The 18,339-nt window shown below is 52.7% G+C and carries 15 protein-coding genes and 4 pseudogenes; 7 read left to right on the forward strand and 12 right to left on the reverse strand.

From position 1 onward, the window contains the following. Position 1 precedes the first annotated feature (1 nt). Entirely contained in the window at positions 2-643 is a 642-nt protein-coding gene (locus tag JZM30_RS23860) for a PepSY domain-containing protein (RefSeq protein ID WP_308167127.1), read from the reverse strand. Between JZM30_RS23860 and JZM30_RS23865 the strand changes: the two genes are divergently transcribed. Then, complete coding sequence (locus JZM30_RS23865) at positions 642-788, forward strand: hypothetical protein (RefSeq protein WP_308167128.1); 147 nt, start codon at positions 642-644, stop codon at positions 786-788. The two genes, JZM30_RS23860 and JZM30_RS23865, sit on opposite strands and share 2 nt — an antisense overlap. A 166-nt stretch (positions 789-954) precedes the next feature. Here JZM30_RS23865 and JZM30_RS23870 read toward each other — a convergent pair whose 3' ends face one another. Together JZM30_RS23870 and JZM30_RS06145 are read right to left on the reverse strand one after the other, a co-directional pair. Continuing rightward, positions 955-1,449, reverse strand: a complete 495-nt coding sequence (locus tag JZM30_RS23870; RefSeq protein WP_308167129.1) for a PepSY domain-containing protein — start codon at positions 1,447-1,449, stop codon at positions 955-957. 93 nt (positions 1,450-1,542) lie between these two features. Then, a complete protein-coding gene (locus tag JZM30_RS06145) occupies positions 1,543-1,917 on the reverse strand; it encodes a DUF2946 domain-containing protein (protein WP_252317920.1) in 375 nt (124 codons plus the stop codon). A gap of 502 nt (positions 1,918-2,419) precedes the next feature. Between JZM30_RS06145 and JZM30_RS06150 the strand changes: the two are divergent. Together JZM30_RS06150 and mdoH are read left to right on the forward strand one after the other, a co-directional pair. Further along, a pseudogene (locus JZM30_RS06150) lies at positions 2,420-3,993 on the forward strand (glucan biosynthesis protein G). Continuing rightward, positions 3,986-6,499: a glucans biosynthesis glucosyltransferase MdoH gene (mdoH, locus tag JZM30_RS06155; protein WP_252317921.1), complete on the forward strand. Its 2,514-nt coding sequence runs from the start codon at positions 3,986-3,988 to the stop codon at positions 6,497-6,499. The pseudogene JZM30_RS06150 and the gene mdoH overlap by 8 nt, the downstream one beginning before the upstream one ends. Before the next feature lie 84 nt (positions 6,500-6,583). Here the strand turns inward: mdoH and JZM30_RS06160 are convergent, their stop codons facing one another. Further along, positions 6,584-7,504: a Kdo(2)-lipid IV(A) acyltransferase gene (locus JZM30_RS06160; RefSeq protein ID WP_252317922.1), complete on the reverse strand. Its 921-nt coding sequence runs from the start codon at positions 7,502-7,504 to the stop codon at positions 6,584-6,586. A 287-nt stretch (positions 7,505-7,791) separates the two neighbouring features. Then, the gene (locus tag JZM30_RS06165; RefSeq protein ID WP_252317923.1) at positions 7,792-8,886 is read right to left on the reverse strand and encodes an NADH:flavin oxidoreductase/NADH oxidase; all 1,095 of its coding nucleotides are present in this window, start codon (positions 8,884-8,886) and stop codon (positions 7,792-7,794) included. 199 nt (positions 8,887-9,085) lie between these two features. Here JZM30_RS06165 and trhO point away from each other — a divergent pair. Continuing rightward, positions 9,086-10,156: pseudogene (trhO, locus tag JZM30_RS06170) on the forward strand (oxygen-dependent tRNA uridine(34) hydroxylase TrhO). A gap of 111 nt (positions 10,157-10,267) precedes the next feature. On the opposite strand, the gene bssS reads toward trhO, so the two are convergent. The 4 genes from bssS to pyrC all read right to left on the reverse strand — a co-directional run bounded on the left by bssS (position 10,268) and on the right by pyrC (position 12,480). After that, positions 10,268-10,522, reverse strand: coding sequence for a biofilm formation regulator BssS (gene bssS / locus JZM30_RS06175; RefSeq protein WP_252317924.1), 255 nt, complete (start codon positions 10,520-10,522; stop codon positions 10,268-10,270). 197 nt (positions 10,523-10,719) lie between these two features. After that, complete coding sequence (locus JZM30_RS06180) at positions 10,720-10,986, reverse strand: hypothetical protein (RefSeq protein ID WP_438801467.1); 267 nt, start codon at positions 10,984-10,986, stop codon at positions 10,720-10,722. Positions 10,987-11,055: 69 nt separating this feature from the next. Then, a complete protein-coding gene (gene dinI / locus JZM30_RS06185) occupies positions 11,056-11,295 on the reverse strand; it encodes a DNA damage-inducible protein I (RefSeq protein WP_252317925.1) in 240 nt (79 codons plus the stop codon). Positions 11,296-11,436: 141 nt separating this feature from the next. Beyond that, a complete protein-coding gene (gene pyrC / locus JZM30_RS06190) occupies positions 11,437-12,480 on the reverse strand; it encodes a dihydroorotase (protein WP_252317926.1) in 1,044 nt (347 codons plus the stop codon). A 248-nt stretch (positions 12,481-12,728) separates the two neighbouring features. On the opposite strand from pyrC, the gene JZM30_RS06195 reads away from it, so the two are divergent. After that, the gene (locus tag JZM30_RS06195) at positions 12,729-13,016 is read left to right on the forward strand and encodes a putative quinol monooxygenase (RefSeq protein WP_252317927.1); all 288 of its coding nucleotides are present in this window, start codon (positions 12,729-12,731) and stop codon (positions 13,014-13,016) included. Positions 13,017-13,047: 31 nt separating this feature from the next. Here the strand turns inward: JZM30_RS06195 and JZM30_RS06200 are convergent. Together JZM30_RS06200 and JZM30_RS06205 are read right to left on the reverse strand one after the other, a co-directional pair. Next, positions 13,048-14,059: pseudogene (locus JZM30_RS06200) on the reverse strand (FepA family TonB-dependent siderophore receptor); the annotation flags it as partial. 182 nt (positions 14,060-14,241) lie between these two features. Continuing rightward, entirely contained in the window at positions 14,242-15,456 is a 1,215-nt protein-coding gene (locus JZM30_RS06205) for a TetR/AcrR family transcriptional regulator (RefSeq protein ID WP_252317928.1), read from the reverse strand. Between the two features lie 270 nt (positions 15,457-15,726). Here JZM30_RS06205 and JZM30_RS06210 point away from each other — a divergent pair, with 270 nt between their 5' ends. Next, positions 15,727-16,464 (forward strand): MFS transporter, encoded by a 738-nt coding sequence (locus JZM30_RS06210; protein ID WP_252317929.1) that lies wholly within the window; start codon positions 15,727-15,729, stop codon positions 16,462-16,464. Positions 16,465-16,467: 3 nt separating this feature from the next. Further along, positions 16,468-16,755 (forward strand): hypothetical protein, encoded by a 288-nt coding sequence (locus JZM30_RS06215; RefSeq protein ID WP_252317930.1) that lies wholly within the window; start codon positions 16,468-16,470, stop codon positions 16,753-16,755. A gap of 152 nt (positions 16,756-16,907) precedes the next feature. Here the strand turns inward: JZM30_RS06215 and JZM30_RS06220 are convergent. Beyond that, a pseudogene (locus JZM30_RS06220) lies at positions 16,908-18,127 on the reverse strand (ISL3 family transposase). Positions 18,128-18,339 lie beyond the last annotated feature (212 nt).

The following is an 18,339-nucleotide window of genomic DNA, read 5'->3' on the forward strand; positions in this document are numbered from 1 at the left end:
CTTACCGGCTCTGCACCAAGGGCAGAGCCGGAGAACTCCCTCCGCGAACGATTACTGCGGTGCGTGTGGCAGCACGTCGGTGTTTTGTATTGCTTGATAACGCCGCCATCGCACGATGTCTATCAGCAAGAATATTAGCAGGCTGACCCCCATGACGGGCAAACACCCACCGAGTAACAGCGCGATGCAGCCTACAAGTACTCGCCCTGCGAGCGGCAACGCAGTTAAGGCGGCAAAAAAGCGTGTTCGCCGGGTGAGGTTGGCCGGCAGGTCGCTGTCGACGCAGCCACCACAAGCGGTATCCCCACGCGATCAGGGCGCACAGTCCTAGGCCGAATCCTGCCAGAATCAGTTGATTTGGCAAGCCGAACAGTACACCCATATGGGCATCGATCCCCCAGCGAGTCAGTTTTGCTGCAAAAGGGTAATCCGCAAACCTGACGTAATCGACGACAACACCGCTGTCAAGATTGATGGCAACCATATCGGCCTGCGTCGGCCACCGCCTCTCAATTTCTGTCACGGTCCAGGCGTTATGTGCGTTTTTTGCCGGGCGGACCTCCAGTTTATTGGCACTGATCCCAGCTTGTCGTGCTATCGCTAATACGTTATCGACGTTATCCAACCCCGCTGGGGGCGGCATGATGAGCCATGGCTTCACCGTGGTGCTCGGCATGAGCATCCTGTACTACGGGGGCGGAATGGGTGACGAGCGCGGTATTCAGGGATGGAGTTTGCCAACCCAATGCGTTGCGCCACACGCCAATATTATTGCCTGCCCATTGTGACCAAGTCAGCCCGGTAGCGGAGAAAAATAGCATCCCGATGAGTAGCGTTAGCCCCAACGTGCTGTGTATGGCGGGCAGCGGGCGGCAATTTACGGCGAGGTGCGACCCGCGAAGGCATACGCGTTCTCCACCACAGATAAACGCCGCCGAGCGCGGCGATCCACAGCTAGGAAGCCGCCAGTTCACTATAGAGACGGCCGACGGAACCGAGGAATAACCCCTTATGCAAACGATCGAGCCAGGTGCGCAAAGGCAATATTCCTGATGTGCCGTACACCATGAGCTGGCCCTGTATGGCCAGTGTGCTTGGATTAACAAACACAGCGAGGTATTCAGAAGGGGCCGAGTCAGGGAATCGAAATAGCACACGACTGGTGTCGCGCGGTGTGGGGGCAGGACGTATGGCTAGCCATTGGGCTGAGGGTTGCTCAGCCAGTGCAGCCTGAGCGGCGAGCGGTTGCGCTGTGCCCGGCACATCAACATGCAATTGATGTGTATACAAGCGTTCTTCAATCTGCGGTGTCAGCACATACAGCGTGCCAGTCAACGCAGCAACAAAGATAAACGGCCCAACGAACAGACAAATATAGAAATGCAAGCGTAAGAAAAGCGCCATTACCGCCGCAGAGAGGGACTTTTTGTCAGAGTTTACGGTATCCATAGCATGGGAGCCCTTGTCATAAATAAAGGAAAAGGAGAAGTCGTCTTGTGACGGGACGTTATCCAATATCAAATTTTTGTGTTTATGGTTGTGTTATATGACTGTCGGCGGTGCGCGAGGTGATTGGGCGCGATAACACGCGGCGACGATCTTGTGCCGTGGGCGCGGCTCATTCACCTCGGACTGAGTGACAAACCGCGGATCAAGCGGCGGCGAGTTTTCAGGAAACAGCGCTGGGTGATGGGATAACAGCCCGCAGTAACCACAGGCGTCATGGCCCATGGTTGCATCGGATGACATCGGTGACGATGTTGCCGGTTTGCCGTGAGAATGATGGTGCTGAGTATGAGTGGGCGGAGTATAATCATGCCGCATTAACGCCTGTGAAACGATGGGCGCGATGAAAATCATCAGCAACGCGAAGAGGCTTAGCGTGGTGGCAATTTTGTTGTGGCGCAATGCGTTCATGTAAGAATCAGTAAGCGTCGATGCAAGTAGGTGGACGGGCATAACTATGTCACCCTACCGTACCTGATTTAACGCGATTTTGTTACCAATGGGTGTAATTCGTGTTGCATCCGAATTTTTTAATGCATCAGCGTGCAACCGTTCGGATTATTCTTGAAAGTTGCACGAGCTTAAACGTCATGGTGGACGTGTTAACAAAAGCAGCATGTATTCTCTGCAATCACAGCATAAACAGGGTGTTTTGCTAACAGTGCAACAGGTAGAATTGTAGGTAAGCAGCGCGCCGCTGGCATAAATAACCGCAAGGGGTTGCCAACGGCTGACCGGTGACAGAGTATCCTCTCTAATTTTCGATTTTTTACAGAAATTTATCGGGGTTGCAGTTTGCGTTGTTTAAACGCTGACCTATCATGATGAACCGGGCTTTTATCAAGTTGTCGGGAGGTTAACTTATCCATTAATATGGATTTTAGTTGATTTAAGCACACGAACAGTGGGAGCTGTGCTGGTTAATAATTTTGGGGTTGAACGTCGAGTAGCGAATTTGCGCTGGTTGTCCGCAGCGATTGTGTTATCTTTCACTGCGTTGCCTGCCTGGGCATTCTCGCTGGATGATGTGGCAGCGCAAGCTGAACAGCTGGCAGCGAAAGGCTATTAAGCGCCGAAGAGCAATCTTCCCGCCCAGTTCCGCGATATGAAATTTGCTGACTATCAGCAGATTCGTTTTAACCAGGAGAAGTCATACTGGAATAACCTGCAAACGCCGTTTCGCATTCAGTTCTATCATCAGGGCATGTATTTCGATACACCGGTGAGAATCAATGAAGTGACGGCCACTGAGGTTAACGAGATCGCCTATTCACCGGAATATTTTAATTTCGGTACGGTGAATCACGATGCAGAGACCGTGAAGAATCTCGGTTTTGCAGGCTTTAAGATCCTGTATCCCATCAACAAGCTTGGCAAGGATGACGAAATTGTCAGCATGCTGGGTGCCAGCTATTTCCGTGTGATCGGTAAAGGGCAGACTTACGGCCTTTCTGCGCGCGGTCTGGCGATTGACACTGCATTACCTTCTGGGGAAGAGTTACCACGTTTCCGCGAGTTTTGGATCGAACGTCCAAAACCCAATGACAAGCACCTGCCGGTATACGCGCTGCTCGATTCGCCGCGTGCTACAGGTGCATACCGTTTCGTCATTTATCCAGTATCCAGGACGTGACAGCGTGGTTGATGTTCAGGCTAAAGTGTTCCTGCACGCTCGCGTCGGTAAACTGGGGCTGGCACCGTTAACCAGTATGTTCCTGTTTGGGCCGAACCAGCCTTCTCCCACCTTGAACTACCGTGGGGCGTTGCATGACTCTAACGGTTTATCTATTCACGCGGGCAACGGTGAGTGGATTTGGCGTCCGCTGAATAACCCGAAACACCTGTCTGTCAGCACCTATTCGATTGAAAACCAGAAAGGCTTCGGTTTGCTGCAACGTGGGCGTGACTTCTCCAGCTATGAAGATCTGGATGACCGTTACGATCTTCGTCCTAGCGGCTGGGTTGAAACCAAGGGCGAGTGGGGTAAAAGGAAAGTCGAACTGGTGAAAATTCCGGCGTCCAGAAACCAACGATAACATCGTTGGTTTCTGGACGCCGGAAGCGCTGCCTGAAATTGGTAAGCCGCTGGAAGTGGGTTATCGCCTGCACTTCACGCGTGACGAAGAACAATTACATTCACCTGAATTGGCCTACGTTCAGCGCACCATGCGTTCCAGTGGGGATGTGAAACAGTCTAACCTGATTCGCCAACCGGATGGCACCGTTGCGTTCCTGGTCGATTTTGCCGGCCCGATGATGAAAGAGATGGAAGAGGCAACGCCTGTGTCGTCTCAAGTCAGCATCGGCGACAACGGTGAAATCGTTGAGAATAATGTTCGCTATAATCCGGTAACGCGTGGCTGGCGTTTAACACTGCGTCTGCGTGTGAAAGATCCTAAACAGCCAACCGAGCTGCGCGCTGCGTTGGTGAACGGCGAAACGCTGTTATCGGAAACCTGGAGCTATCAGCTACCTGCCAATGAATAAGTTAATTTCGAGCCCTGATTATATCGGGAAATTGCCTCTGTCCGCGCAAGCGGCGGAGGCGTTGCCTCAGGCAGAGAGTAAAAGTCTCTCTGCAATACATCTGGCTCTGGCGCAGGGAGAATCCCCTGCGACGCTGCTGACGGAAGACGATTCGCCGCTGCAATCTGTCAAGGCGCGTCTGGATGCCGCCTGGCCCGATACGGCAACGGCGGTTAAACCGGTGATTGTTGATAAAGAAGGGCGTACCGCATTACAGGCGATGCCCACGATCAAACGTGCGTCGATGTTTCCTGACATGTGGCGCACCAACCCGCTGGTACGCTGGTGGGAAAGTATGCTCGGGCGCTCCCCGGCGCCGGGTCGTCCGCATGCCAGCCCGGAAGAGAAGATTGCCGAGAACCGCTGGAGAATGGTGGGGACGTTGCGCCGTTACACCCTGCTTATCTTGACGTTGTTCCAAACGGCAATCGCCACCTGGTACATGAAAACCATTTTGCCTTATCAGGGATGGGCGCTGATCGATCCGTTCGCAATGGTGAATCAGCCTTTCCTGCGCTCCTTTATGCAGGTTCTGCCTTATATCCTGCAAAGTGGCATTCTGGTGCTGTTTGCCGTACTGTTCTGTTGGGTCTCTGCCGGTTTTTGGACTGCGCTGATGGGCTTTTTACAACTGCTGATCGGCAAGGACAAATACAGTATCTCGTCAACGACGGTAGGGGATGAGTCGCTCAATCCCGAGCACAGAACGGCGTTAATCATGCCTATCTGTAACGAAGACGTTGAGCGCGTGTTCGCTGGATTACGGGCGACCTACGAATCGGTGGCAGCGACCGGACAGCTCGATCACTTCGATCTGTATGTGTTGAGTGACAGTAACGACCCGGACAAATGCGTTGCAGAGCAGAAAGCCTGGGTGGACCTGTGCCGTGAAGTGGATGGGTTTGGCCGTATCTTCTATCGCCGTCGTCGTCGCGTGAAACGTAAGAGCGGTAATATCGATGATTTCTGCCGTCGTTGGGGCAGCCAATACAGCTACATGGTGATATTGGATGCCGACAGCGTGATGAGTGGCGAATGTCTGACGCAACTGGTACGTCTGATGGAAGCCAACCCCAATGCCGGGATTATCCAGTCTTCTCCCAAAGCGTCCGGGATGGATACCTTGTATGCACGCTGTCAGCAATTTGCCACACGTATGTACGGGCCGTTGTTCACCGCCGGTCTGCACTTTTGGCAACTGGGTGAGTCGCACTATTGGGGCCATAACGCCATCATCCGTGTGAAACCCTTTATCGAGCACTGTGCGCTGGAACCGTTGCCCGGTGAAGGTTCTTTTGCGGGCGCGATTTTGTCTCATGACTTTGTTGAAGCGGCACTAATGCGCCGTGCGGGCTGGGGGGTATGGATCGCCTATGATCTGCCCGGCTCTTATGAGGAACTGCCGCCTAACCTGCTTGATGAACTTAAGCGCGATCGCCGCTGGTGCCACGGCAACCTGATGAATTTCCGGTTGTTCCTGGTGAAAGGGATGCACCCGGTACACCGTGCCGTGTTCCTGACCGGTGTGATGTCTTATCTTTCCGCGCCGCTGTGGTTTATGTTCCTGGCGCTGTCAACCGCACTGCAAGTGGTGCATACGCTGATGGAGCCGCAATATTTCCTCCAACCGCGTCAGCTCTTCCCCGTGTGGCCACAGTGGCGTCCTGAATTGGCAATAGCCTTGTTCTCGACCACATTGGTACTGCTGTTCCTACCAAAATTGCTGAGTGTGATTCTGGTATGGGCAAATGGGGCGAAACCTTACGGCGGTGCCGTGCGCGTTTTCCTGTCGTTACTGCTTGAGATGCTGTTTTCGGTATTGCTGGCCCCGGTGCGTATGCTGTTCCATACCGTTTTCGTGGTCAGTGCCTTCCTGGACTGGTCCGTGCAATGGAAATCGCCGCAGCGTGATGATGATGCCACGCCGTGGAGCGAAGCCTTCGCTCGTCACGGCTCTCAATTGGTGTTGGGGTTGGTGTGGGCCATTGGTATGGCTTGGCTGGATTTGCGTTTCCTGTGGTGGCTGTCGCCGATTGTTTTCTCGTTGATCCTGTCGCCATTCGTGTCGGTGATTTCAAGCCGTGCCTCGATTGGGCTGGCGTGCAAGCGTGCTAATCTTCTGTTGATTCCGGAAGAGTACGAGCCGCCGCGCGAACTGGTAGCGACGGACACCTATTTCCGTGCCAACCGTGCGCGTAAATTGGAAAATGGTTTCGTGCATCCTTCTCTCAATGCGTTGGCGAGTGCAATGGCAACTGCGCGCCATGGCTTTAGCCGTGCGGTTGAGCAGGGCCGTGCCCAGCGCGTGGCTGATGCGTTGAAACAGGATCTGGATGCGCTAAGCGACAATCAGCGTTTGGTGCTGTTGAGTGATCCGGTGACGATTTCCCGTTTACACTACGCGGTGTGGCACGATCCGCAGCAGTTTGCCGCATGGCATCAGTGCTACCACGCACTGGAGTCCTGACGGTTTTACCGTAACAGTGTATTTCATCAATAAAAAACAGCGGCTATGCCGCTGTTTTTTATTGCGCGGAGAACATCCGGCGATTTAATACAGAGTGGGTTCGCCTTCCGGACGCGTTTTGAAGCGGCGGTGTAACCACATATACTGATCGGGCGCCAGCAGCACATTTTGTTCTACCAGCGCGTTCATCCAAGCGGCTGTTGTGGCTTCATCATCTAACGGTACGCTGAGTTCAGCAGGCTGGATGATCAATTCATAGCCTTTCCCCTCCTCGCGCCGCCGAGGGACAAACGGCACAATGGCGGGTTTAGCCGCTTTTGCCAACAAATAACTCCCGCTGGTGGTTGCAGCACTCTCCATGGCAAAGAAGGGAACAAACACGCTGCTGCGCGGGCCATAGTCATGATCGGGGGCATACCAAATAATCTCCCCCTGCTTGAGCGCACGGATCATGCCCTTGAGATCTTTGCGATCCAACATGGTCTTATTTGAGCGCATGCGGCCCCAGGTTTGCAACCAGTCAATCAGTTTGTTGTCATTGGGCCGATAAACACCGATCCCAGGGTTATGCATGCCGAAAATGCGTGCCCCCAGTTCCAGCGTAAGAAAATGCAATCCAATCAGAAGTATGCCGCGTTTTTCTGCACGCAGTAGTTGTATATGCTCAAGGCCAGTGACATTAAACCAGCGGGCGATGCGCCAGTCGGGCCAAAACCAGGCCATGCCGGTTTCTAGCAGCCCCATGCCCACGGATTCAAAGTTTTTACGCACCAATGCGGCACGCGCTTGTTCTGTCATCTCTGGAAAACAAAGTTCCAGATTGCGCTCTGCAATGTGCACGCGGTGCTTCATAACGCGCATGGCGATACGGCCTAGCGCTGTGCCGAGACGATAAATAACCGGGTAAGGCAGTAACACGACAAGATAGAGTATGGCGATCCCTAGCCAGGTCAACCAGTAACGAGGGTGTAACAATGAACGAGTGAATGATGGGAGTTGTGTCATGAGTTCCAGTATCAAAAAATGCAGGCGCAGTCATCCGCGCTTGTCGTTAAAAGAAATCAGTCACACCAAGTGATAGTGTCTAATGTGGTGCGGTGCATCAGCTATCGTAATGATGCGGGAAAACGTTCCGGTACAGGAAGGCTAACCCGCCGTAAGGCAATGTGGAATACTCCAAAATTCAATATCCGCCTTTTATCTTAGCATCGACGAATAATGATGTTTAACCTTTGGTGGGATGTCTGTGCAGAAGAGACCCCTCCCGTTTGCGCCAGGGAGGGGAGGATTGCTTAATGTTGAAACAGGTTTTTAATGTGATGCGGTTCACTACGCCAGAATTGCGGCGGCGTTGATACTTGCGCGCCCAGTCGTGCGACAACGTGCCACGGCCAGCGCGGGTTATAGAGCATGGCGCGCGCAATGCCGATAGCGTCCGCCTGCCCCGTTGCCACAATGCCTTCAGTCTGCTCGGCTTCTGTGATAAGGCCAACCGCGATGGTGGTGATCCCCACCTCACGCTTGATACGTTCAGCATAGGAGACCTGATAACTGGGACCTGGCTGAATGCGCTGTGCCGGAGAGAGCCTGCCGCTTGAGACATGCATAAAATCGCAGCCAGCGGCATGCAGTGCATGGCTGAGCGCTACAGACTGCTCGAGATCCCACCCGCCTTCTACACCATCGGTGGCAGAAATGCGTACGCCAACGGCTTTGTGGGCGGGAACAACCTCACGCACTGCGCGGAACACCTCAAGTACCAGACGCATACGGTTATTCAAATCCCCGCCGTAGCGATCGTCACGGACATTCGACAACGGAGACAGAAATTGATGCAGCAAATAGCCGTGTGCGGCATGAATTTCGAACACATCAAACCCGATGCGATCGGCGCGTTGAGCGGCATTGGCAAAAGCGGTGACGACATCCGCAATCTGCTTTGTCGTCATTGCCGTTGGTGAAGATTCATTGTCATCATAAGGCAGGGCGGAAGGGGCAACAGGCTGCCAGCCTCCTTGCTGTTCGCTCACGCGAGCCCGTCCTTGCCACGGTACTGCGGTGGATGCTTTGTGTCCGGTGTGGTCCAACTGGATACCAAGCGGCATAGCAGAGTACGTATTAACCGCGTTGACAGCCGTGGCGAGCGCCTGCTCGGTTTCATCATTCCACAGACCCAGATCCTGAGGAGATATACGGCCTTCAGGCACAACGGCTGTCGCTTCAATGATCAGCAATCCGGCACCTGAGTGGGACAGGTTACCTAAATGCATGGTATGCCAGGGGGTAGCCAGACCGTTCTGGGCCGCATACTGACACATGGGGGCAATGATAATGCGGTTGGGCAGTGTGACGTGGCCTAGCGTGAGTGGGGTAAATAGCCGGCTCATGGTGGGTTTCCTTAGCCAAGAAAAAACGAATAAACCATCATACGCCGAGATATTTTTGCTGTGTCGATGATTTTCTCCATGCCGCACGAATTCCTCCTGTGGCGTAATTGCCGCGATCGGCTATAATCCCGCGCGTTACGCACATGTCTCCGTAACGTTATAATCTGGTTAACCATCGCTGAAGACAGGAACGTACACCATGCCAGTGTTACACAACCGTGTTTCCAATGAGGAACTGAAAGCGCGTATGCTCGCGGAAACCGAGCCGCGTACCACAGTTTCCTTTTACAAATATTTTGCGCTTGATGATGCACAAGCGTTTCGCGATAACCTCTACGTGCAATTTCTGCAATGTCAGGTATTTGACCGTGTCTATGTGGCAACTGAAGGTATTAATGCGCAGGTGAGTGTGCCTGCCAGCCGCTTCGACGACTTTAAGGCGGCGCTGTAAAGCGCGCATCCGGCGTTGGACAGTATCCGGCTTAATGTGGCACTGGATGATGACGGAAAATCCTTTTGGGTACTGCGCATGAAAGTTCACGATCGCATTGTCGCGGATGGCATCGACGATCCCACCTTTAATCCCAGCGATGTTGGTACCTACCTGAAAGCCGAAGCGGTTAACGCCATGGCGGACGATCCGGACACGCTGTTTGTCGATATGCGTAATCATTATGAATATGAAGTAGGGCATTTTGAAAATGCACTTGAAGTACCTTCCGATACTTTTCGCGAGCAATTGCCGATGGCCGCAGAAATGCTCGCTGATGCGCGTGAAAAAAATATCGTGATGTATTGCACCGGCGGTATTCGCTGTTAAAAGGCCAGCGCCTATATGCGCCATCAGGGTTTCAAGAACGTTTATCATGTGGAAGGTGGCATCATTGAATATACCCGTCAGGCCAAGGCCCAAGGCCTACCGGTAAAATTCATCGGTAAAAACTTTGTCTTCGATGAGCGCATGGGGGAACGCATCACCGACGATATTATTGCCCACTGCCATCAATGTGGTGAACCGTGCGATACCCACACCAACTGCCGCAATGCAGGGTGTCATTTATTGTTTATTCAGTGCCACAGCTGCCAGGTGTCCTATCAGGGCTGTTGTAGTGATGCCTGTCAGAGCGAGTTGGCGTTACCGCTGGAAGAGCAGCGTGAGCGGCGTCGCGGACGTGAAACCAGCATGAAGATTTTTAATAAATCACGCGATCGGCTCAGAGGGGCGTTGCATATCCCGGCGCCTGATGAAAACGGCAGCAGTGAACAGTGACAGAGTATTCATGGGGCGCGGTTAATCAGGAAACTTAAGCGCACTGAATATGACGACACAGCCATCAGGCGGTGTCGTCAAGGGATAATCGGTTACTGTGAAATCGGTAGACTAGTGTTTAAGTAAATCTTGTGGCTGAAAATCTGTCGACTCAATTTTAGCAATACCCGCTTCAAGAATATAAATAAGTTGCCTTGCTACATCGGTAGTAAGCCATAAGGTTCGGCCTACATTTGCCTCTGCGGGAGCTTGGTCTGGGGTGGTTAAATAATGCAAACGGATCATCATGGCGTCATAACTGTCAGCGGTGCTGATATCCCATCCTACAAGAGGATGTGTCTGAATAACTTCATTTTTTCTGTCCATACATACCCCTTATTGACTAGTTACTAACATGAGTGACTAACGAGGCTTGGGCGGCTCCTTATTGACAAGAGCAACTTAAGTATACTGTGACTTTTGTACAGCAGGTGAGTTATTTCGACTCTTTTTGCAAAGAAAAATTTCTGGATATGATATCCCCATATTTCAAGGGGATATCAGTCAGGCGGGCACAAAACAGGTTATTCGGCGCTGATACCGACATGCTTTTCAAACACGGCAATAAGCAACGCCAGATGTTTTTTGGTCCGTTCTGCGCGGTGTTCGTTGTGCGATTCCAGTTTCAAATTATGTAGCAACAGCTGTGCCGTTCTTTCATCCAATGCAAATGCCAGGGAGGAAAACGCCAGTTCCAGCGCATCAATCTTGTGCTGCTGGTCTCCAATAATTCGCCGAACGTCATGGCTTGTTCTGGTTTCTCTACCTCCATTGTCATGTCTCTCCGTCATCGACCATCTACCGGCTAGTGTGAAGACTACAAGGATAAAATAGAAGGTCTCGATTATTAATGCCAGTGATTATTCTGCACTAAACCAATCGTCGGCGCTCTCCCAGGTTTCCTGAAGAATTTCTGAAATTAACGCTTTATCATCCTTGTTTCCTCCCAATACGCTCAGATTGTTGGCTACAGCGTAACGGACCTGAATGGCACTATCGGGATAATAACGGTGTACGCGCTGGGTGAATTCGTGCGTCAAGGCTTCAAGGGCGCCAGCGGGTAAAGGGGCTGATTTGGCTAATGTGAGTTCTACGCGCATGATACTCTCCTTTAATTTACCGGTTATTCATACAGTTAAAGGTCGGAGGGAGCAATAGTGCTGATACAAATATGTGGTGGTGAAATGCAAAGGCCGTTAAAAGCCTGTGCGCCGAGAATATGCAGCACACGGGCGGTGGGATTAACGTACTTGCCAGTCCAAGGTTTGACCGGCAAGGAATGGTACTAGCGCGTCATCACCTAACGCGATGCTTTCCGGGAAGGTCGTGGGAGCCTTATGCAGTTCAATCCAGCCCTCATTGATCGGTAAACCGTAAAATGCGGGTCCATTGAGCGAGCAGAACGCTTCTAACTTATCCAGCGCGCCGATCTCTTCAAACACGGTGGCGTAGGCACAAAGCGCGGCCTGCGCGTTGAATACCCCGGCACAGCCACAACTTGCTTCTTTCTTGTGGCGCGCATGAGGCGCTGAATCCGTACCGAGGAAGAAACGGTCGGAACCACTGGCGACCGCATCGCGCAGTGCCTGTTGGTGAATATTGCGTTTCAGAATCGGCAGGCAATACAAGTGAGGCCGCACACCGCCCACCAGCATGTGGTTGCGGTTAAACATCAGGTGTTGCGGCGTTACAGTAGCGCCCAGATAGCGATCGCCGTCCAACACGTATTGTGCGGCTTCGCGGGTTGTTATGTGTTCAAACACGATTTTCAGTGTAGGGAAGCGTTTGCGCAGCGGCTCCATGACTGATTCGATAAAACGGGCTTCGCGGTCGAAAATATCGATCGCTGGATCGGTCACTTCGCCGTGAATCAGCAGCGGCATACCGATGTCTGCCATCTGCTCAAGGATAGGGTAGATATTGGCGACATCGGTAACACCAAAACTGGAGTTGGTGGTCGCGTTTGCTGGATAGAGCTTGGCGGCGGTAAATACCCCTTGTTGGAAGCCTGCCACGACCTCTTCCGCGTCTAGCGAATCTGTCAGATAGCATGTCATCAACGGTTGAAAATCGTCACCTGCCGGGATCGCGGCGAGAATGCGTTCGCGATAGGCCAGCGCACTGGCGATGCTGGTGATCGGCGGTGTCAGGTTGGGCATTACAATCGCGCGGCCAAAATGACGACTGGTAAACGGCAACACGGTTGCGAGTACGTCATCGTCGCGCAGGTGAAGATGCCAGTCATCAGGACGGCGAATTTTTAATACGGTAGACAGTATTGTCATGAAAGCGCTCCAGCGGGCTAAATGCTAAATGTCACGAGCAGATACGGCGGGACACAAGCATAAGCGCAAAGTGCTGGGAATGCACCCGTTTGTTGCTGGCGAAACCTTATTCGAAGCGAGTGGCGTTCTGTGCTAATCACGGTGGTACAGAGTACACGGTGGGGAAAGAGTAGCGTATGGTAAGTCCCATCGCTAATTTCTCAGTCTGGCCATTCAAGGCCCGTTGGGATACCTAACAGGAGCAACATATGGAATTGCGTATTGTCGCCAGTATTCAGGCTAAACCAGAACACGTTGATGCCGTCGCACAAGCGGTGAAAAAAGTGGCGGCACCCAGTCGTGCCGAAACGGGAAACCTGCAATACGATCTGCACGAATCACTGGAAGCGCCGGGTACGTTCGTCTTTTTTGAACGCTGGGCAAGTCGTGAGGTCTTGACGGAGCACGAAGCAACCCCGCACTTTCAGCAACTGGTGACCGAGTTGGAAGGCAAAACGCTGGGTATGGTAATAACCCCGCTGCGTGCGCTGATTTAAGCTGCGATGTTTTCAATACAGATATAAAAAACCCCTCTTCCAGACGGGTATTGTTGGTGTGATCGTAGGCGAAAGCCAGACGTGATTGTCCCCAATCCCAAATACCGTTATGGGTCAGCGCGTAGTTCTGACGGTACATGCGGTTGGTTTCTGCACCACTTTATGCCAGCGCCTGAGGGATTGCCTGGCTACTGTTGAATTGAGTGTCTCCGGTATAGATATTACCCTGGCGGCTGTAGCCCGCATCAAAATCGATAATCTGCTGCGGTGACAGTTTCCATGACAGTTGGGTGTTGATATCGCGATTGCGCACCCCTTCGCGGCCCGCTGCATAAGGAACCGTTTTGGTTATGGTTAATGTTTGGGTCATCTGCGTCGGTTTTATTGATATTGCCATACAACCGCATGGTGAGCGCTTCACCGGCCAATTGGCCGGACAGTGTGAAATTGGTGCGACGAGTGGCGCCTTCCTTGCTGCTTTCCGGCTGATTTCCGTACAGCGACAATGTGCCCGTCCAGTTATTGGTGGGGCGTTTGGTGATGATATTCACCACGCCGCCAGCCGCACCGGAACCATAGCGTGCCGCCACCGGGCCGCGCAGTACTTCAATGCGCTCCACGGCTTCAACCGGCACCCAGTTGGTATCGCCGCGCGTGTCGCGTTCACCGTCCCATGAATAGCGGATGGCGTTGCGTGAGGTGACCGGGCGGCCATCAATCAGAATCAGAGTATTTTCCGGCCCCATGCCGCGCAGATCTATCTGGCGGTTGTTGCCGCGTGCGCCTGTGGCACTGTTACCGGTCAGATTCACTCCCGGCATTTTGCGGATGATCTCAGACAGATCGTTGACCGGCGGAGATTTTTGAATGTCTTCTGCTGCGATAATCGAAACACCCGGCTGTTGTTTTAACTCCTGCTCGGCGGTGGCCTTGACGGTGATGGTATCTTCATCAGCGGCATACACCATGCCGGAGACGGAACCGACCAAGCCTGCGACGATCAGTGTCAGCGGCGTGAGTGTGAAGAGAGGCGCTTTGTACATTGTCCTTTTCCCTTTTGTCAGTAATATGGGCTGCGCTGGCCCAAATGCTAATGATTCGCGTTCGCTAATCTGGCAGAGAATGGTACAAATGTACACTTTTTGTAATCAATGTGTAATGGCCTAAAAAGCGTAATGGAATGACAACAGGGTGATGGCTTTCTTAGGTGGAAAGCCGTTGGCGATTAACGGAAGGCGTGGTACAGCGCGGCAATCGCGGGGTAAATTTGCCGGTGCGTCAGCGGATATTCATGCTGCGCCAGCAGGGCGCGAATGAAAAAGCAGTTCATCAGCGTCCCGAGAGGCAGTGCAGCATTGTCGGGCACAACCAGCTTTAATAGTGCAATTACGGTGTTGGACCATTCCAATGCCATTGGGCGCAGGGATGGGCGAGAAATGGCGGCGGTAAACAGTTCATACTCGCGTGCCAGATCCTGGATGTCGGTGGTCCCGCGCAAAATAAACTGGGTCAACACCTCGCAAGGATCGTCGTGGCGGCGTGCATTGAGCCATTGAAACATGTCTTCACGAAACAGGGCGATGGCTTCACGCATCACCGCGTTCAGCAAATCGTCCAGGCTTTTAAAATGATACGTGGTTGACCCCAGAGGTACTCCAGCTTCGGCCGCAACTGCGCGGTGCGTCAGCATGGCGATGCCGTCACGGCGGATAATCTGCGTAGCGGTGGCAATGATTTGCGCCGCGCGCGCATGCCTGCGCTCAGCAGACAGGCTGACCCCGTTCACGCCGTTAGCGGATAACCAGGCAACGGCCGGTGTTGGGGGGAAAGGTGGCGAACTGGGGGTGTAAGTCTGTATTGAACCTTGAGGCTTGTCGGTGGTTTTAAGGTTGCTATAGGCTGAGCGCACCTCATCCCCGATATCATCAAGCATGGATTGCCGTTCTTCCCGGCTGATGGCAGCAAAGCCAGTGCCATGCAACAAAAACACCCCTTCAGCGGCGAGAAAAGCAATGCGTAAGCGTTTGGTGAGCGGTGTGGCTTGTGCCAGACGCGCCAGTTGCATGCGGTAAAAGGTTTGTACCGGTGCCAGCATGGCAGGCGCGTGGACCAGCGTCGTCAATAAGCCAATGGCGCGCGATGCCGTTTCTTCAGTCTCTTGCCCGATAGCGTTGATATGGCCCAGAATCTCAGCACCGGGTGTACTGCCATAACGCACGCTTTGCTGCTCCGCTTCTTGCGAAAAACGGGTCAGTTCACGTTCCAGCAGCGTTTGTATCAGCAGATCCTTGCTGGGGAAACGGTAAACCAGCCCACATTTGCTGATGCCTGCCTGTGCGGCAACGGCATCGAGGGTGAAACCGTGCACGCCACCGCTCAGCAGAACGGTTTCCGCTGCATCAAGAATCTGGTCGCTATCAATGGTTTGTTTGCGTGCCATTTACCTACCTTGCATTTCCGACTGATCAGTCATATATTGCGCTGCATATTACGCATGTTAGCTGATTGGCCACTACTTTGCCGACGGTTATTACTTCTTTTGCATGGTTAACAAGGTTACATCAATGTCTGAGTCTTCACGGCCCGGCGCGCACCGTTTTACCCTTATCGTCATTCTTGGGATACTTTGCGCGTTTGACGCCATGTCCATCGACCTCTATCTACCAGCATTCCCGCGATTGCACACGCCATTGGTGCCGATGCTGCCGGTATGCAAACCTCGCTTTCGGTGTTTCTTATCAGGTTGGCGTTCGGACAAATTCTTTATGGGCCGTTTACCGATCGCTATGGGCGAAAAGTACCGTTACTGCTGGGTATCGCGCTGTTTCTGGCCGCATCGATCTGCCTTTCTCATGCGGCCTCATTGACCGAATTCGTTTTCTTCCGCTTGTTGCAGGGCATCGGCGGTGCGGCAGGGTTAGTGATCCCACGTGCAATTGTGGCTGACCTTTGCGCCGAGCGTGAGGCAGCAAAAGTGTTTTCACTGTTGATGCAGGTGATGGCGATCGCGCCGATTGTTGCGCCGCCGTTGGGGAACCTGTTGTCAGGTTCGCTGGGCTGGCAGGCGATTTTCTGGGGACTGGGTGTTGTCGGGGCGATCATGTTGTTTGCCACCTGGAGCTGGGTGCCAGAGAGTCTGCCGCGAGATCAGCGCATGCAGGGCAATATTGGTTCGGCTTTTGTAGGTTATGCCGCGCTGTTTCGCCAACGTATCTACATGGGGTATACCCTGTCTGGGGTATTCACCATGGGCGGACTGTTTACCTACATCGGTGCATCGGCATTTATTTTTATCGATTATTTCCATCTCTCTCCCACCCTGTACAGCACCTTGTTTGCCGCGAATGTACTGGGTATGGTGGTGTGCGGGCAGATCAATATCTTTCTGCTTAACCGTTGGCGTGAGCAGCAGATTCTTGCTGTGGGATTGGGGATACATCTGGTTTGAACCTTGTTACTGGTGGGGTTGTGGTTGAGCGGCGGCGCGACGCTGTGGCTGTTAACCGCGCTGCTGTTTATGGCCATGAGCAGCTTGAGCCTGGTGTTTGGCAACGGTGTGGCGGTCGCTATGGGGTCAGCGGCAGGTCAGACCGGCGTGGCATCGTCGCTACTGAGGGTAATGCAGTACCTGTTCGGCGGTGTGGTCGGCGTGTTGCTCGGTGTTCTGCATGATGGCACATTGTTGCCGCCGTTGCTCATGCTGGCCGTGTGTGCACTGGCAGCACTGCTCGATAGATAACATATATAAATAAAAACAATTCATTAATGGCATTATGGTGTCCTATTGGTGTCCCCATTGCTAAATTACACTTCGATCATGCCTCTCTATTTTTCTACCAACTAGCATTGATTGCTGGTTATGTATGGGTCTTCCCTATCATGGTGGGAGACTCATAACAACATGTTTAACCTGCCGTAATGGAACATCACTGCCACCTTAAAGCGTTCTTTGTTCCGGTATCCTCTGGACTTGATCCGCAGCAGCCTTATCTTTCTGTTTAGTGACTCTGCATTACCGTTTGATACCCTGTGTTTCATGGCATTCAGGATCCCGTACAGTCGTTTACGTAACGTCCGGGCGGCGCTGCTTAGTAGCGGGACACCAACGTCTTTTGCCATCCCTATCCATTCCAGCCACAGACGCCTGCTGTGTTCGTCATACCGGCGGTTCCAGAGTTCCCGGGCCAGCGCCTTCATTGCCCAGCAACGGCTGGTATCAGGCAGAACCATCTGCGCTGCTTCCAGTCTTTCTGCTATTCGACCATGACGTTTATGGCGACCGTACAACCACAGATAACGGGAACGATGTGCACTTTTTCGTGCCGGTAACGGGATGGTTTTCATCTCCAACTGTCGTGTTTTATCTACGACGGCACAGAGCATTTTCGCTACATGGAAGTGGTCGAACGCGATCTTCTCCACCGCGTTAGGCAGATGGAGCCGCGCTGCGCTTATATAGGATAGATTCATGTCCATCGACAGGGTTTTAATGGATTCAATCTGGCGGTCACCCAGACTCCGGAGATAGCCAGCAAGACTTTCAACTCCGCGATCATCTTTGAGTTCCAATGCCTGTCCTTGGGTATCAGAGATAACGGTGACGTACTGATGCCCCTTTTTGAAAGCGACCTCATCAACACAGAGATGACGTGCGGCCTGAGGTGTTTTTCGACGGGCCAGTCCACGCTTAACCGCCCGTTGCATAATATTATCGACAGCATTCCAGCTCAGCCTCAGCTGTTTCCTGACGGCATCCACGGTGCTGATTTTCAGCCATGAGATAACGAACGACTCGAACAACAGCGTATACCGGCTACCGGGGCCGGCCCATGGAACAGACAGCGTCTGGTAGCCATGCTCCGGGCACATAATACGGGGTACATCAGCTTCGACTATTGTCGCGAACTGACAGGTATCGAGATGGCGCCATTTACGATGTCGGTGATCGTGAATAGGACAAGATTCCCGCAGGTTGGACAGGTTAACTGAGTGTTTTTCGCAATCTCAACTGTAACGGTAACAGAACCGGCATTTTCATCGAGAGAAAGAGACTTTACCTGCCACGGAATAGACAGGTTGAGGATATGAGCGTAGAGAGACTTTTCGTCCATGGTGGTGACCTCTGGCGATTTAATACGCCATTATCATGCCTTCAGCCACCACAACAAGGGAAGACCCATGTGTATACAGTATATCGGCTATAGATGAAAATCAACCTGCTTTTTTTGGAAGCGCTTCGCATAATTGGCATGGTAGTGGGCGTAGATCACATTTTGTGTTTGAAGTCTCACCAACCTTATGATTAATTACTTTAACATGTTAA

It is taken from the genome of Candidatus Symbiopectobacterium endolongispinus (assembly GCF_018777385.1).
In the GTDB taxonomy this organism is placed as follows: domain Bacteria; phylum Pseudomonadota; class Gammaproteobacteria; order Enterobacterales; family Enterobacteriaceae; genus Symbiopectobacterium; species Symbiopectobacterium endolongispinus.